The sequence below is a fragment of the Micromonospora sp. ATLC16 genome (genome assembly GCF_057196645.1).
Genome location: NZ_JBXUOW010000095.1, coordinates 1 through 15543, shown reverse-complemented (window position 1 = coordinate 15543; position 15543 = coordinate 1). Strand labels below are relative to the sequence as shown.

Genomic DNA, 15543 nt, shown 5'->3' with positions numbered 1-15543 from the left:
GCGTAGACAACTTCATGATCCACAGGTGTCGTGCTCGCTCCTCATCCGGGCACGGCCCTCAGGACGACGTCAGGCCAAAAAGGACATTCGCGGACTACTCCGGGGCCCTGAAGTCCGAGGGCAGCGACGGTTCCGAGGAATGGCTTGGAAGTTCCGTCGGCAAGGATGGACCATACTGATTAAGGGAGGAATTACGAACGACGATATCGACGCAATGCGCGGTACGATGTTCAGCGATCCGTCATCCGTCGCGGCGGTCGGGCGTACCGTGCCACGATACGGAAAAGACACGAGTGAAGGAGATGGGTGCCATGAGCACTAATCCGTTCGAGGATCCGGACGGGAAGTACCTCGTCCTGGTGAACGACGAGGGCCAGCACTCGCTGTGGCCGTCGTTCGTTGAGGTCCCGGCCGGCTGGACCGTGGTACTGCCCGAGACGGACCGGCAGTCGGCGTTGGACTACGTCAACGAGAACTGGACCGACATGCGCCCGAAGAGCCTGGTCGCGGCGATGGAGGCGGACACCGCCACGGCGTCCTGAACACACCTGCCGTGCCCCGCGCGGTGCCGCCGGCCCGCGCTGGGGCGCGGATGTCCCCGGCCGTCGAGTGAACCTCATCGCATCCGAATCGGCCGCGGCCGGGCCCCGATCGAACACAGGGGACGCGGAAGCAGGTTCGAGCTAAGGAGACCCCGTGCCCCGTCCGATCCGCTCCGGCATACGCCGCCCGGCCGCCGTGGCCGTGGCACTGTTCTCCGTCGTCGTCGCCTCCGCGCCCACGCCGGTCACGGCGGCTGGCGTCGACAGATTCCGCGCCGTGATCCGCTACACCGAATACGGCGTGCCGCACATTCTCGCCAAGGACTTTCAGGGCCTGGGATACGGCTACGGATTCGCCGCGGCGAACGACAACATCTGTGCGCTGGCCGACGGTTATCTGACCGTGGACGCGGGTCGGTCGCGGTTTCACGACGCCAGTCAACCGGTCGACTCCGGATTCGGTCGGGCGTCGACGACGCTGCACAGTGACCTCTACTTCCAGGACATCAAGGACCGCCAGGTGGTGGAACGGCTGGTCCGGCAGCCGGCGCCGCTCGGCCCGAGCCGCGAGGTCGCGGAGATGGTCCGGGGCTACGCCGCCGGTTACAACCGCTACCTGCGGGACACCGGTGTCGCCGACATCCCGGACCCGGCTTGTCGGGGCGCGGGCTGGGTACGCCCGATCACCGAGTTGGACGTCTACCGCTACGTCTACGGCTTCACCATCAGCGCCGGCAGCGGCGGCGTGATCGACGGCCTGGTCACCGCCGAACCACCGGCGGCGGGCGGTACGGCCGACCCGGTGCCGGCCACGGCGATCGCCCCGGGCAGCATCTGGTCCGGGCCGGCCCGGGCCGAACTCGGCAGCAACGCGATCGCGATCGGCTCGGCCGGCACCAGCAGAGGTGTCCGCGGCGCGTTGCTGGGCAACCCGCACTATCCATGGCAGGGCATCCGCCGGTTCTGGCAGAGCCAGCTCACCATTCCGGGCCGGTTCAACGTCTCCGGCGCCGGCCTGCTCGGCTTCCCGGCCGTGATGATCGGGCACAACCGCGACGTCGCGTGGACACACACGGTCGCCGTCCCCGCCCCGTTCGGCCTCTTCGAACTTCCGGTTGATCCCGCCGACCCGACCCGTTACCTGGTCGACGGCGTGGCCGAGCCGATGACCTCGCGCCGGGTGACCGTCGAGGTGCGCCAGCCGGACGGCAGCCTCGCCCCGGTCACCCGGACCCTCTGGTCCACCCGCTACGGTCCGGTGCTCAGCGGCGTACCCGGGCGACCGTTGCCGTGGGGCGCCACCGTGCACACCTTCCGGGACGCCAACGCCGGCAACCTGCGGGCGCTGAACACCTGGTTCGCGCTGGGTACGGCGCGCAGCACCCGGGAGGTGGATCGTGCTCTCGCCCGTACCCAGGGCATCCCGTGGCTCAACACGGTGGCCACGGACCGGGCCGGGCACGCCTACTTCGCGGACATCCAGGTGGTGCCGCACGTCACCGACGAGCACTTCGCCGCGTGCGCCACCGCTCTCGGCCGGCAGGTCTTCCCGGTGAACGGCGTACCAGTGCTCGACGGTGGGCGGTCGGCCTGCGACTGGGGCAGCGACGCCGACGCGGTACAGGAGGGGCTGTTCGGCCCGGCCCGGTTGCCCCGGCTGACCCGGTCCGACTACGTGACGAACGCCAACGACAGTGCCTGGCTGACCAACCCGGCAGCCCCGTTGACCGGTTTCCCGGCCATACTCGGCCCGATCGGCACGCCCCGTTCGGCGCGTACCCAGCAGAGCATCGTCACGGTACAGCGGCGGCTCGACGGCACCGACGGACTGCCCGGGCGGGGTTTCACCGCCAGGGCTCTCGGCCAAGTGCTCTTCGCCGACCAGAGCCGGGTGGCCGAGCTGACCGCCGACGACACCGTCGCCATGTGCAGATCCTTTCCGGACGGTGCGGCACCCGGCAGTGCGGGGCCGGTGGACGTCTCGGCCGCCTGCCCGGTGCTGGCCGGCTGGGACCGCAGCTATCGGCTGGAGAGCCGGGGAGCGCTGCTGTTCGCGCGGTTCGTCCAGCGGCTCGGCGGCACGCCGGTGCCCGGCGGTCCGTGGGCGGTGCCGTTCGACGCCGCCGACCCGGTGCACACTCCACGCGGCCTGGCCACCGGCAAGGCCGAAGTGCGGCGCGCCTTCGCGGACACCGTCGCGGAACTGGCCGACGCTGGCATCCCGGTCGACGCCCCGCTCGGCGACCACCAGTCGGTCACCCGCAACGGCGAGCGCCTGCCGGTGCACGGTGCGCCGCACGCGCTCGGCGTACTCAACGTGATTACCCCGGTCTGGCGGGCCGGTGCCGGCAACGTCGAGGTGACGCACGGGTCGAGCTTCATCCAGGCCGTCGACTTCCCGGCGGTCGGCGGCCCCCGGGCGGCGACCCTGCTGACGTACGCGCAGTCCGCCGATCCCACCAGCGCGCACTTTGCCGACCAGACGGCGCTCTTCTCGGCGAGCCGGTGGGTGCCGGGGCGGTTCTCCGAGCGGGAGATCGCGGCGTCGCCCGTGCTGCGCCTGAAGACCCTGTCCGAGTGAGTGCCGGGCGAACCGCCACGGCGAGGGGAGAGCGATGTCGGTACTGACCGTCGGCGACGTCCGGGTCTCGTACGAGGACCGGGGCGTCGGCGACCCAGTAGTCATGATCATGGGGTCGGCGGCCGGTGGCCAGGCATGGCACATGCACCAGGTGCCAGCCCTGGTCGCTGCCGGATACCGGGTGGTGACCTTCGACAACCGGGGGTACGGCGCGAGTGCCACGGACGACCCGTTCACCATCGATGACCTGGTCGCGGACACCGCGAATCTGATCGAACACCTCGACCTCGGCCCGTGCCGGGTGGTCGGCACCTCGATGGGCGGGTACGTGGCACAGGAACTCGCCCTCGCCCGGCCCGAGTTGCTGCGCCAGGCGGTGCTGATGGCGAGCCGGGCTCGCCGGGACGTGGCCCGGAGTGCGCTGTCCCGGGCCGAGGCGGAACTCTACGACTCCGGCATCGTGCTGCCCGCCGGATATCGCGCGGCGGTACGGGCGTTGCAGACGCTCAGTCCACGTACCCTCGACGACGACAAAGCCGTACGGGATTGGTTGGACCTGTTCGAACTCTCCCCGCAGCACTCGGCCGGCATCCGGGCACAGTTGGCTCTCGAGGCGATGCCGGACCGGCGGGCCGCGTACGCCGGTATCACCGTGCCCTGCCACGTGCTCTCGTTCGCCGACGACCTGATCACCCCGCCGTCACAGGGGCGTGAGCTGGCGGATGCCATCCCCGGGGCCACCTACACGGTAATCGCCGAGGCCGGTCACTACGGCTATCTGGAACAACCCGAGGCGGTCAACCGCAGCCTGATCACCTTCTTCTCCACCGCCGGCAGCTGACGGCGAGCGACCGGCGCACGAGTCGCCGGCGACCGCGAAACGCGATGCCGCCCGCCCGAGCGGAGGCACTGTCGGGGCGGGCGGCATCGGGCCGGGTCAGGTCTGCGGGGACTGGAACGCCGGCCCCAGCACCGTGGAGGCGCCTTCGGCGGACGGAATGTCGTAGAGCCGCTTGGCCTGGATCTGGAGCTGGCCCATGAGCGCCACCGCGTCGTCCATCTCCTCCGGGTGACCGTTGAAGACCCGGTTCAGGCTGGCCATCATGTTCGTGTACGACTCGTCGCAGCGCAGCGACTCCCGCCGCCCGACGGAGCCGTCCGCCAGCCGGTACGAGTCCGCGTCGTCCACCACCGGGTACACGCCCTCGGGATCGAAGGGAATCTCCGGTCCCTCGTACACCCACTTGCCCCTGGCGTTGCGGATGAGCTGCCGGCCCCGCACGATCTCGGCGAACCGGTAGTAGTGGCCGAGTTCCTCGGGATCGCCCAGGTTGTCCCCGTCGGCGTCGTGCGGGCTGCCCTCGCCCTGCTCGATGATCTGGAGGATGCCCAGCAGCGCGGAGCGCCGGTCGGTGACCTGGTAGAGCGTCCCCGGGGCGTCCGGCCAGCCGACCTGCCGGGCCCGGTCGCCGGTGAACAGGTTGCCGTCGTCGAACCGGATGATGGCCCGGGCGATCTGGTTGTAGTACCAGCCGATCGTCATCGGCTGGTACTCGGCCTTGGCGAAGAACTCCTCCATCTCCCGCATCGCGGTGGCGTCGGCCTGCTGCACGCGGCCGGCCTTGTCGGTCCGGACGCTGTCCTTGGCGATCACCGCGCCGCGGAACGGCTTGCCGTTCACCATCGGGTGCTCGGGTTGCTCGATCGCCATGAACACGTCCTTCACGTGCTCAAGCGAGAGTCGCCGCAGCCGGACGATCACGTCGGGCAGCACCGGCCCGGGCAGCCGGCCAGGGTACGTCGGGACCAGGCCGGGCCGGCCGATCTGCGGCGTACCGCCGATGGCGTTGAGGATGTTGCAGACCTGCGCCATGTGCTGCATCTCCTCAAGCAGCACCCCGCGGATGAGTTCCCGGATCGCGTTGTTGAAGCCGGGCTTGATGGAGAAGAGCGCGGCACTGTATGGCGGGATCGTCGCCTGTTCAACGAGCAGTGCCTGTTGCAGCACCGCCTTCAACTCGTCCCGGGAGGTGATCTCCATGACGGGTGGGACCGGTTTGGTGTCCAGCCATTTCACGATCATGTCTCGCTTTCCAGGTGAGAGGTCCCGAGTGACGGGCATGTGCGTCGGTGAGTCGACCGGAGCCAGCAGGGTGCGCTTCACGTACGTCTTCTGCTCCACCACGTGCCGGTAGTTGCCAAGGTCGAACAGATCCCGCATGACCGGGTAGAGGTTGGCGTACAGCTGGAAGATCGGCCAGACGTCCCGGTTCCAGGTGGGGCGCTCCGGTGCGTCGTGCCGGTTGAACACAAGGACGGCGACCCGGCCGTCCGGCTGGTTGGGCCGGTCCGGACTGTTCAGCAACACCGCGCTGGTCACCCCGTCGATGTAGGTCTCGGTCTCCGGTGCCTTCGCCGTCAGCCGCAGGTCGGCGCGGCCCCGCGCGTCGGTGGTGAGGGTGGCCGGGAACTCCACGGTGTTGGTCGGGCTCGCCGCGTTCAGCCGTACCTCCACCCCGGCCGCCGGCCGGCCGAACTTCGTCACGTGCACGGTGGTCGTCGCCGTGTCGTACGGCTTCGCCGGGTAGAGGCGGTGCACGATCTCGTCGGGATGCAACCAGATCCCGTCAGGACTCTCCGCGAGCAGTAGCTGCGGCGGCTCGGCCGCGTCGACCAGGGCGAGCTGCCGGTCGGCGATGCCGGCGAACTGCTCGGGGGTCAGTTGCACCGCGGTGATCCCGGCCCGGCCCTCCAGGAACGTCGAGTCGATGCCGGGCAGCGGGCCGAGCCGTCGGGGGGTGCCGTCGGGATCGAGCACAGCCAGGCTGACCACACCGAGGTCGGCCAGCGGACCGCCCTTGCTGCTGGTCGGCCAACTGTTCGACAGGTCCAGGTGGACCGTCCGGGTCTGCTCGTCGGTGCGTACCGGTGCGTCCCACATCGGGTTGCCGGCGACCCGCCGGAGCCGGCGGCCGGCGACGAACCGGCGCGGTTCCCCGGAGCGGTACGTCCCGATGCTGCCGACCAGCCGGCCGTAGGTGTGTGAACCGCCATTCTCGATCAGCTCGACGCTGTAGCCGTCCATCACGAACCGGATCGACAGCATGTCCTCCTGGGTGCCGTCCCGCAGGTCGCGCAGCAGCGGAGAGCGCAGGTCGTCGGCCCACTGGAGGTTCTTCAGCACCGAGGTGAACCCGGCGGCTGCGTTGGTGCCGGCCGGCTGCGGCAACCCCGGCCCGCGCCGCCAGAGGTCCTCGATCCAGGACGGCTCCAGATCGGCCCGGAGCAACTCGCTGCCGGCGGCGTCCACCACACGCATCCGCATGCCGTAGATGCCGGGCACGGTCTGGTCGCGCTGGTCGATGTCCACCATCTTGGCGTTCACCCGCAGGTTGTCGTCGCGGATCGTGCCACCCACCACCGGGTCGTCGTCGGTGCTGTCCAGCAGCGTCCCGTCGGGTCGCAGTCCGCTGCGCACGGTCAACCCGGCGAGCCGGAACGTCCCGGTGCCCTTGGGGTTGAACAGGCCGTTCTCGTCGATGACCCCGTTCTCGGTGAAGTAGGCGAGCCGCTGGAAGCGCGGCTCGAAGGCGTTGTTGTTGTAGTAGCGCAGAACATTGTTGATGGTGGATATGTCTGCCTGGAACTGTCCGGCGAAGTTCAGGCGCGGGTACCCCAGATAGCTCACGGCACCTCCTTCGGTATTTCGGACTCGGATGTCGGCTCGGCAGGGCGTCCGTCACGGCGTGCGGGCCGGTTGACGGTCGGCGAAGTACGAGATGTCCCGGATCACCGCGGCGATCTCGCCGAGGTCGGGTCGCGGTGCCGAGGCCGGCTCGGCCAGCAGCGCGGCGTGCCGCCGTCGGGTGGCACCGGAGAACGGCAGCGCGCTGTGGTCCGCGTACCGGATCGCGCCGGTCGAGTCCCGGCCCGGAATGACCAGGTTCCGGGCGTGCACGCTCGCGCTGAACGGCACGTCGAGCCGGCCGGTGCGGAACGCGGTGCGGATCCCGGACAGCAGGTCGCTCTCGGACAGCACCGGCTCGACCAGTTCGGCGACCTCGTCCTCGATCCAGCCCAGCTCCTCGGACACCCGGCCGGGATCCACCGCGACGAAATCGAACATGCTTGACGCGCCGACCGCCGCGAGGCGGATCCCGCGACCGTTGGCGTCGGCGTCGGGTAGCCCGCGCGCCTCCTGCTCGGTCTTGTTGACCACCTTGGTGGCACCGCCGAGCCGGGCGGTCAGGCCGCCGTAGAGGATCAGCCCGGAGGCCCAGGCCGGGTCGGCCGGAAAGGCGCCCATGAACTGGTGCAGCACCGGATACACCTCGACTCCTGGATCGAGGTAGCGGGCGGCGAGCGTCCGTACCGCCCGCAGCGCGGCGATGTCCTGGTGGATCTCCCCGCCCTGCGGGTAGGCGATCGACAGGCAGCGGACTCCCTCCAGGGTGGCGGCGACGGCCTCCAGAAGGGTGATCGCGAGGCTGATCGACGGCGGCACCAGCACTGCGGTCAGGGTGCCGAACAGCTCTCGGTCCACCACGACGCCCTCGTCGGCCAGGGCCCCGCAGGCGGCGTCGACCTGCTGCCAGCACCGCAGCGAGACGTCCAGCGGCACGTCCTTGCAGTACGGCAGGTTGTAACCGATGCCGCCGCCCTCGAAGGAGGTGATCCCGGCAGCCAGCGCGGTGGCGAAGAGGTCCCGCGCGTCCGGCGAGCCGTGCCGGACCTCCAGCGGCACCGAAACCGCACCGGTCAGCTCTCGGCCGCGCTGCCAGCCGTGCGCGACCAGCGGGTACCCGTTCAACCGGCTGGGCTCCTCGGCCAGTACCCGGGCGGCGACCCCGAACTGCCGCAACCGGGTGTACGAGTCGATCGTGACCGACAGCACCGAGGGTGCGGAGAGTTCGAGCTCCCGCAGCAGGGCCAGCATCTCCGGGTGCCCGCCCACCCCGCAGCGCGGCTGGATCGCCGGTACGCCGCGGCGGTCGGCGGCGCGGAGCACGTCGACCACCGCGTCGCCGGGCCGGTTCCGCAGGTACGCCACGATGTCGTCCCAGCCCGGCAGCCCGGCGGCGACCTCCGCGCTGACCTCCAGCGCGGAAAGCTCAGCCATGCTGAGGTTCCGGTTGCCGGGCCGCGTGCAGCGTGTCCAGCAGCGGTAGCAGCTCAGGCAGCCCGGTCAGGATGTGGTCGACGCCGAGCGCGGTGAGCCGGTCGAGGTCGGTCGCCCGTTTGTGCGCGCCGACCGAAAGGTTGCCGCCGAGCACGACCGGCCGGGCCAGCCGACCCTGGCGGCGCAGCTCCGGCAGGTCTCGCAGGTCGGCGTAGGCGTGACCGTTGACGCTGCCGATCAGGATCGCCTCGGCAGCCGGTTCGGCGTCCAGGGCGTCCGCGAACTCGGTGAGCGGGGTGCAGACCCCGAGGTTGACCACGTGGAAGTCGTGTGTGCGCAGCAGCCGGCAGATGAGCTGGTTGGCGACCGCGTGGGCGTCGCTGGCCGCCACGCCGAGGATGACGGTACGCGCATGGACGGTCGGCACGGACGTCACGGTGCTACCTCCGGATCTCGGGGGTCGAAGCGGATGGGCAGGCCGCGGAGGAAGCGGAAGTTGATGCTGTCCAGCCAGCCGATTTCGCCGTCGATGCGCCAGTTGGTCGTCCGCTGCACCAGCCGGCGCATGGCTATCTCGATTTCGGTCTGCGCGAGCGCGGCACCGAGGCAGTAGTGAATGCCGTGGCCGAAGGAGAGGTGGTCGGAGGCCTTGCGGGTCAGATCCAACCGATCCGGGTCGGGGTACCGCAGCGGGTCGCGGTTGCCGGCGCCGAGCACCAGAGCCACGGACTCGCCGGCGCGGACCAGGTTGCCGGACACCTCCAGGTCGCGCAGTGCGATCCGGGTGGTGAACTGCACCGAGCTGTCGTATCGGAGAAACTCCTGCGCGGCGTTCGCCGCCAGGTCCGGCTGCCGGCGCAGCAGGTCCGCCTGCTCCGGGTGGTCCAGCAGAGCGAGGGCGGCGTTGCCGATCAGGTTGGTGGTGGTCGCCTGCCCGGCGTCGATGAGCAGCAGGAAGTTCGCGAAGACCTCGTCGTCGCTGTACGCGCCGTCGCGCAACTGCCCGGCGACCATCTGGGTGAACAGGTCGTCGCTGATGCCGGCCCGGCGGTCCTCGGCGTTCTCGTCGAAGGCCGCCCGCAGTGCGGTCAGCCGGGGCATCTCGGCAGCGGACTGGGAGAAGAACTCCGGCAGCAGGCCGCGCCACCCCTCCAGCAGGTGTGTGGCGTGCGACGGCACCCCGGCCAGCATCGCGATGACACCCCGGGTCAGCGGTTCGGAGAAATCGTGGATCACGTCGAGCCGACCGGTCGGCACCACCCGGTCCAGCAGGTCGTCGGTGAGTCGCTCGATCACCGAGCGGATGTTCCGGATGAATCGTGGCGAGAGGTTCGGCCGGATCAGCTTGCGGAGCCGGGTGTGCTCGGGCGGCTCGGTGAAGAGCATCATCTTCTTGAGAATTGCCGCGAGTGGTGCCATCGCCCGTTGCGATTCCGCCGGGAGTTGGGCATGGAATTCGTCGATCCGGGCCCCGGACAGCCGGTCGTCCTTTGACAGCCGGGCCACCTCGGCATGGGTCAGTACGACCCATGTCCGCATTAGGTCGTCCCAATACGCCGGATGCTGCTCACGCAGCCTGGAATACAATTCGTAGGGACGTGCGATCCATTCGGCCTCGAACAGGTCCAACAGGCTGTTGGTTCCGGTCACCGTCACCGCTCGATCCTTCCCCCGTTATGCCCGCAAGCGGAGCGACAGCGCATGTATACCGCCCGGTCCGGGCGGTGTCCACCGGGGATGGGCAGTTCGTCTGGCATTCTCCGGTCATCGACCCTCCTCATTCATGTGTCGCTTAAGGAGGGTGACAGGGCAGATCGGCGATGCTAGCGTGACGGGGCCGTGCCGGTGATATGCGCCATGGGAAATAAATACTGGCGTCGGGTTGCCGGATGATTGGGCCTTTTTGAACTGGACAGCGGCGCGTGCGCCCAACGGTGCATTCTGATGCGCTGCGGTCACGGACGGTCCCGGGAGCTGTTGTGACGCGCTATCTTTTCGTTCCCTTTCCGATGCACGGGCACGTGAATCCGATGATCCCGGTCGTCACGGAGTTGCTGGCCCGGGGATCGGCCGTCGACGTGGCGGTGGATCCGGCATTCGCCGCACCCTTCGTGGCCGAGGGCGCCCGGGTGCACGAGGTCGAGACGCCGATCCTCGGCTCGGTGCCGGAGAACCTCGATCGGCGCGGGCGTGCGCGTCGACGGCGGGTCAACGCCGGCATCCGGCGACGGCGCGCCCGGCTCGTCGACGAACTCGTCTCGCGCTGGCCGCAGTGGCGACCCGACGTGGTGGTGACCGACCTCTACGCGGAGTGGGGCGGTGCCGCCGCTCGGCGTACCCGGACTCCGCTGGTCTCCTTCACCGGCACGTTCGCGGTTAACCGGCGGATGGGGATCGAGGGCATCCGCAAGGCCGCCGGCCCGTTGGTGGTGGCGTTGCTGGTCGGTACCGGACTGATCCGGATCGTCCATCCGGCGATGCGGGACCGCGCCGCGCTGGCCCTGGTGAACACGACCGACGACTTGCAGCCGGACCGCGCGGGCTTCGACGACCGTTACCGCTTCATCGGCCCACTGCTCCGCCCCGACGAGCACACCGATGTCGCGCTGCCCTGGGACCGGCTCGCCGCCGGCCCGGTGATCTACGTCTCCTCCGGTACCGTCTACCAGCGGGGCACCGACTTCTACCGGACGGTGGCCGAGGCGTTCCGGGACACCGAGTGGACAGTGGTGATGGCCACCGCCCGCACCGACCCCGCCGAACTCGGCGACCTGCCGGCCAACGTGTACGCCCGGCAGTACGTCCCGCAGCACGCCGTGCTGCGGCACAGCGACGTCTTCCTGACCCATGCCGGGATGAACTCCGTCCTCGACGCGGTGCGGTGCGGCGTGCCGATGCTTACCGCACCGTTCTCGCTGGATCAGAAGGGCACCGCGGAACACCTGGAGAAACTCGGAGTCGGCTTCGTGCTCGGCCGGACCGTACCGCTCGACGGGATCCTCGACGCCGCCCGCTGGCTCGCCGGTGACGATGAGATCAAGGCGAGGCTGGCCCGGCTGGCCGCGCCGATGATGGCCCTCGCCGGCCCATCCGCCGCCCGCGCCGCAGACGCGCTCCAGGAGTTCGTCGCCGCTCAACTGCCGCGCGCCACGGCCGGCACCTGAACCGCGACGTGCTCTCCAGGCCGGCACCATCCCGGAGCCCATCCGTCGCACGGCAACCAGGCGTCTCCCGCCGGACGTACGACGAGCGGGCAGCGCCGCCCACCGCCGGCCGGACGGTGTCCGCCGTGCCGCTGCCTCCCGCCCGGTCGGCGTCAGCTGCCACGTCCCGGGCGGCTACCACCACCCGGCGCCGGACCGGACGTGGCGGCTGTGCCGCGGCGGCTGGCGGTGCCGGTGCCTCCTGCCGACCGGGTCGCCGCAGCTGCGGACGCCCCGCAGAAGTTCCATCAGATTCGCTGATCCGGTAAGCGCCGGAGGCCGTGAGGGAGACCATTCATGTCAGGTATTGAGAGACGCCAGTTCCTGCGCGGTCTGGCCGCCGTCGGGTTCGCCGCCGCGGGTGGCGCCCGGCTGCTCGACAGTGGACCGGCGTGGGCGTCGAGCGGCACGGCGACGAACCCGCACGAGACGGTGGTACGGGACGCCGCGATGCTCTGGACCCGCCCGCCCACCGGTTGGTGGAACGCCCCGTTCCTCGGCGACGGGCTGCTGACCGCCCAGGTGTACGTCGCCGAGCAGGGCAGCGGGCTGACCTTCGCGGTCGGCCCGGCGGGGACGGCCTGGCACACTCCCGCCGCCCGGTTCACCCTGCCGCTGTCCGGTACGGTCACCGGGGCGCGTTGGCAGCTCGATCCGTGGAACGCGGAACTGACCGGCACGGTCAGTACCACCCGAGGCAGTCTGACGTTCAGCGTGGCGGTACCGCACGGCGCCGGCCTGCTGCTGGCCGGGCTCACCGCCGGCGGCGGGGAGCGGGCGGCGGACCGGCTGACGGGCACCTCGGGCGACCTGGGCTGGCACGACAGGTGGACGGGGAGCCGTCGCTGGGTGGCGATCGGCGAGGCCCGCCGCGGCGCGCGCGATCTGCTAGCCAGGGATCCGGCCGAGGTCCTCGCCACCCATCGCCGGTGGTGGCACGACCACTACTCCGGCAGCTTCGTCTCGGTGCCGGACAAGACGTTGCAGCGGTTCCACTGGTTGCAGGTCTACGCGGCGGCCAGCACCGCTCGCAGCGACCCGGCCGGTGGCCTGGACACCCCCAGCACGCTCGCCTCGACGAACCACCTCGAACTGCATCCGGCAGCGGCCGCGGCGGAGACCGGCGACTGGCCGCGGAGCTTCGACCACCTGGTCTTCGCCACTCCGGGGGCCGGGTTGAAGTCCGGGGACGCGGAGAACCCGGTGGTCGCCTGGAACCTCCCGGACGTCTGGGACAGCTACCGGTACGGCGGCGACGAACGGATCCTCCGCACGGTGCTCCAACCGATGCTGCGCAGCGCCGTCGGCTACTACGCGGACTTCCTGATGGAGGGTGCGGACGGCCGGCTGCATCTGCCCTCCACCTACTCGCCGGGCTTCGGGGACGTACAGGACAGCACCTACGACCTGTCGCTGCTGCGTTGGGCGGCCAACCGGCTGCTGGAGTCTGCCCGGCCCGGCGACCCGGCGCACGTCGAACTCGACCGGTGGCGCTCGCTGATCGACCGGCTGGTGCCGTACCACACCGACGAGACCGGCGTCCTCCTCGGTGCGGGTGTCCGGTTGACCGTCTCGCAGGCTCGGCCAGCGCACCTGCTCTGGATGCACCCGCTCGGGGAGAAGACGTGGCGCCGCCCCGGCGACCGGGATCTGATGCGGCGCAGCCTGGATCACTGGTCCGCGATGCCGCAGGCGTGGAACGGTCGGTCGTACCTGGCCGCCGCGACGATGGCGATCGGGGTGCGGGCGCCCGAGCTGGCGCTCCGGCATCTCGGGCAGGTCCTCGACAGCCGCGAGCACGCCGGATCGCGGCTGCTTTCCACCACGTTGTACCAAGACGGCCGACTGTCGCAGCCGGGGGCCTCGTTCGAGGCGGCCCAGGTGATGATGCGGATGCTCGTCTCCGGGGACGACGACAACGTGGTAGAGGTCTTCCCGGGCCTGCCAGCCGGCTGGCGCGACGTCTCGGTCGGTGGGCTCCGGGCGCCGGGTGCGTTCGTACTTGACGCGTCGCGTAGTGACGGCCGCACCGACTGGATCCGGGTACGCAGCGAGGGCGGCCGCCCGTTGCTGTTGCAGCACGGGATTGCCGGCCCGGTCGAGGTGCGGGACGAGGCGGGCCGGCTCCTGCCGGCCGAGCTTGCCGGGCCGGGGATGCTCCGGCTCCAACCGGCGGCGGGTGCGACGGTCGAGGTGCGCGGGAGCGGTCCGATCCGGCAGCCGGGCCTGCGGGACGTGCCGGCGCTGGGTGCCGGCCGGCAGTGGGGGTACACCGAGGCCGGCCCGGACGACTCGCTGGCCGCCATGCTCTGATCAGCCCACCCGGTCATTCGACGGCGCTGGCTCCCTCGCGGGGCCGGCGCCGTCCCGGTGCCCGGCACCGTGTTGTCACCGGTCGTCCGGTCCGCGCGGGTGCCAGTACGGCATCCGCGCCGACCGGGTACTGCCGGCCCGTCGAGCGAACCCGAGCGGTAACCGGCGGGACGGGGCACCGGCGGTGCGGTTCAGCAGGCCCGTAGCAGGTCGTTCTGGCCCGGCGTGGTGGGTGCCGGTACCGCTGCCGTGATGGTGCTGGGGCGACCCACCGTCTCCAGACTGTTGATGAGGGCGACACCCAGCGGGGTGAGGCTGTGCCGGACGGTGTTCTGCCGTCGGTGGGTGGTGATCAGGCCGGCGTCGCGCAGTACCCCGGTGTGCTGGCTGACCGACGCGGCGGAGACGCCGAGCCGGCGGCCCAGTTCGGTAGTGGTGGAGCTGCCGGCGAGCGCACCCAGTAGCTTGCTGCGGGTACGCCCGACGAGCGCCGCGAGCGCCCGCTCCTTGTGCTCGTCGCGGTTCCAGAGCCGGTTCGCCGCTTCCACACTTATCGGTGGCGTGTAGACCAGGACCGGCGGGCAGCCGTCGTCGTTACGCGGGGCGAACACGTCCGGGCGGTCGAAGTGAAACAGCGACGGCGCGAAGAGCAGGCCGCGCTCGTCGATGCGCATCACCCGGTCCGACCCGTTGGTGATCTCCAGGACCGGCGGCTCCCAGGACAGGAGCGGGTGCAGGCTGCGCAGGAAGCCGTCGACGCCGTGGCCGAGCATGATGTTCCCCTTGGCCGCCCGGTCGCTCTCCAGGAAGCTGGAGAGCGCTTGCCGGTATGGCGCGACTCCACTCTCGTGGAACCGGCGGAAGGTGCCGATGACATTTTCCGCCGGCTTGTTCGGCCGGTAGTTGGCGGCCACCTCGGCGTCAAAAGAAGAAACAGGCGTTCGGAACATCTCGGCTGTAAGTCGTATAGAATGTACGACCGACTCAACCGCGTGTGCCCGGTGCCCTACCCTAACTCGTACTCCACGGCGCCACCCGTCGAACAGTACGGCGCCGGCGCTCCTAGTGAATAGGCGTGCCGCGAATAATGTTTCGGAAATTGGGCTATAACTGGATAGTAAACGGACGCGTGCCAGCCCTTCGGTCGAAAAAACAAGCCGCATGACATCCCCCGAGTTCGATATGCGTCGGCATCAGGAACCATACCCAGTCAGTCTTTCGTTGGCTAGCCTGCGCGGACCTATGACCCGCCCCGCGTGCGGCACGGGGGTGCCAAGCATCCGGGTTAAACTGCGCCTCGGCTGCGACTTTAAATTCTCGTGAAAGCGAGTGGAATTCGCCCCCGGCAGAGTCGCGGTGCGGCACGGGTGTATGAGAGTGGGGGGCGACCTGGCACCGATTTGGCCACTTTGTCACGAAAAAGATGGATAGTGTGAAGGCTCCCCGACCCATTGGTGCCCGGTCGGTGGCTCTCGCCCGAGTTCCACCGGGGTCAGGGCCGTTGCGTGTTTGACCGATTGCGGCTTGAGCTGGGATTTCACGGGGTGATTAGCCTCTGTGGAGGCGGTCGGGGCGGGTGAGGTCGCCTAGGTGATCATGGGAGTTCTCACGCTTCCGCGACACCTTGAGGACCTCACCCGCGATGTCAGCATGCCCGATCCCGGTACTGTCCGCCGTCACCACCCCCACCGACACCCCACCCCGTCTCGTGACCGAGGGTGAGCAAGCCGGTCTGCTGCACGCGTTGGCGGCGGTGCCCGATCCCCGCAACCCGCGTGGGCTGCG

At 70.1% G+C, this 15543-nt stretch carries 10 protein-coding genes; 5 read left to right on the top strand and 5 right to left on the bottom strand.

Annotated features, from left to right (window positions below; all coding sequences use genetic code 11):
* The first annotated feature begins 311 nt into the window (after positions 1–311).
* From AC2CHE_RS24825 to AC2CHE_RS24815, 3 genes are all read left to right on the top strand, one after another.
* Positions 312–542, top strand: coding sequence for an MbtH family protein (locus AC2CHE_RS24825; protein ID WP_484507266.1), 231 nt, complete (start codon positions 312–314; stop codon positions 540–542).
* A 154-nt stretch (positions 543–696) separates the two neighbouring features.
* Positions 697–3123 carry a penicillin acylase family protein gene (locus tag AC2CHE_RS24820; protein ID WP_484507265.1) on the top strand — a complete coding sequence of 809 codons (2427 nt, stop codon included), beginning with the start codon at positions 697–699 and terminating at the stop codon, positions 3121–3123.
* Positions 3124–3157: 34 nt separating this feature from the next.
* Positions 3158–3964, top strand: coding sequence for an alpha/beta fold hydrolase (locus AC2CHE_RS24815; RefSeq protein ID WP_484507264.1), 807 nt, complete (start codon positions 3158–3160; stop codon positions 3962–3964).
* Positions 3965–4060: 96 nt separating this feature from the next.
* On the opposite strand, the gene AC2CHE_RS24810 is transcribed toward AC2CHE_RS24815, so the two are convergent.
* Genes AC2CHE_RS24810 through AC2CHE_RS24795 form a run of 4 tightly spaced genes read right to left on the bottom strand, consistent with a single transcriptional unit; the run spans position 4061 to position 9898 of the window.
* Positions 4061–6811 (bottom strand): ferritin-like domain-containing protein, encoded by a 2751-nt coding sequence (locus AC2CHE_RS24810; protein ID WP_484507263.1) that lies wholly within the window; start codon positions 6809–6811, stop codon positions 4061–4063.
* 51 nt (positions 6812–6862) lie between these two features.
* On the bottom strand, positions 6863–8242 hold the full coding sequence (locus tag AC2CHE_RS24805; RefSeq protein ID WP_484507262.1) for a methylaspartate mutase: 1380 nt from the start codon (positions 8240–8242) through the stop codon (positions 6863–6865).
* Positions 8235–8669 carry a cobalamin-dependent protein gene (locus tag AC2CHE_RS24800; protein ID WP_484507261.1) on the bottom strand — a complete coding sequence of 145 codons (435 nt, stop codon included), beginning with the start codon at positions 8667–8669 and terminating at the stop codon, positions 8235–8237. The genes AC2CHE_RS24805 and AC2CHE_RS24800 overlap by 8 nt, the downstream gene beginning before the upstream one ends.
* A 5-nt stretch (positions 8670–8674) precedes the next feature.
* Positions 8675–9898: a cytochrome P450 gene (locus AC2CHE_RS24795; protein ID WP_484507260.1), complete on the bottom strand. Its 1224-nt coding sequence runs from the start codon at positions 9896–9898 to the stop codon at positions 8675–8677.
* A 374-nt stretch (positions 9899–10272) separates the two neighbouring features.
* On the opposite strand from AC2CHE_RS24795, the gene AC2CHE_RS24790 reads away from it, so the two are divergent.
* Together AC2CHE_RS24790 and AC2CHE_RS24785 are read left to right on the top strand one after the other, a co-directional pair.
* Complete coding sequence (locus AC2CHE_RS24790) at positions 10273–11406, top strand: nucleotide disphospho-sugar-binding domain-containing protein (protein ID WP_484507259.1); 1134 nt, start codon at positions 10273–10275, stop codon at positions 11404–11406.
* A gap of 336 nt (positions 11407–11742) precedes the next feature.
* Positions 11743–13758 (top strand): glycosyl hydrolase family 95 catalytic domain-containing protein, encoded by a 2016-nt coding sequence (locus tag AC2CHE_RS24785; protein WP_484507258.1) that lies wholly within the window; start codon positions 11743–11745, stop codon positions 13756–13758.
* A gap of 191 nt (positions 13759–13949) precedes the next feature.
* Here the strand turns inward: AC2CHE_RS24785 and AC2CHE_RS24780 are convergent, their stop codons facing one another.
* The gene (locus AC2CHE_RS24780; protein WP_484507257.1) at positions 13950–14708 is read right to left on the bottom strand and encodes an ArsR/SmtB family transcription factor; all 759 of its coding nucleotides are present in this window, start codon (positions 14706–14708) and stop codon (positions 13950–13952) included.
* Positions 14709–15543 lie beyond the last annotated feature (835 nt).

Coding starts and splice junctions, on each gene's coding strand:
- AC2CHE_RS24825 (WP_484507266.1), top strand. CDS start 312: ATGAGCACTAATCCGTTCGAGGATCCGGACGGGAAGTACCTCGTCCTG.
- AC2CHE_RS24815 (WP_484507264.1), top strand. CDS start 3,158: ATGTCGGTACTGACCGTCGGCGACGTCCGGGTCTCGTACGAGGACCGG.
- AC2CHE_RS24805 (WP_484507262.1), bottom strand. CDS start 8,242: ATGGCTGAGCTTTCCGCGCTGGAGGTCAGCGCGGAGGTCGCCGCCGGG.
- AC2CHE_RS24790 (WP_484507259.1), top strand. CDS start 10,273: ATGATCCCGGTCGTCACGGAGTTGCTGGCCCGGGGATCGGCCGTCGAC.
- AC2CHE_RS24785 (WP_484507258.1), top strand. CDS start 11,743: ATGTCAGGTATTGAGAGACGCCAGTTCCTGCGCGGTCTGGCCGCCGTC.
- AC2CHE_RS24780 (WP_484507257.1), bottom strand. CDS start 14,708: ATGTTCCGAACGCCTGTTTCTTCTTTTGACGCCGAGGTGGCCGCCAAC.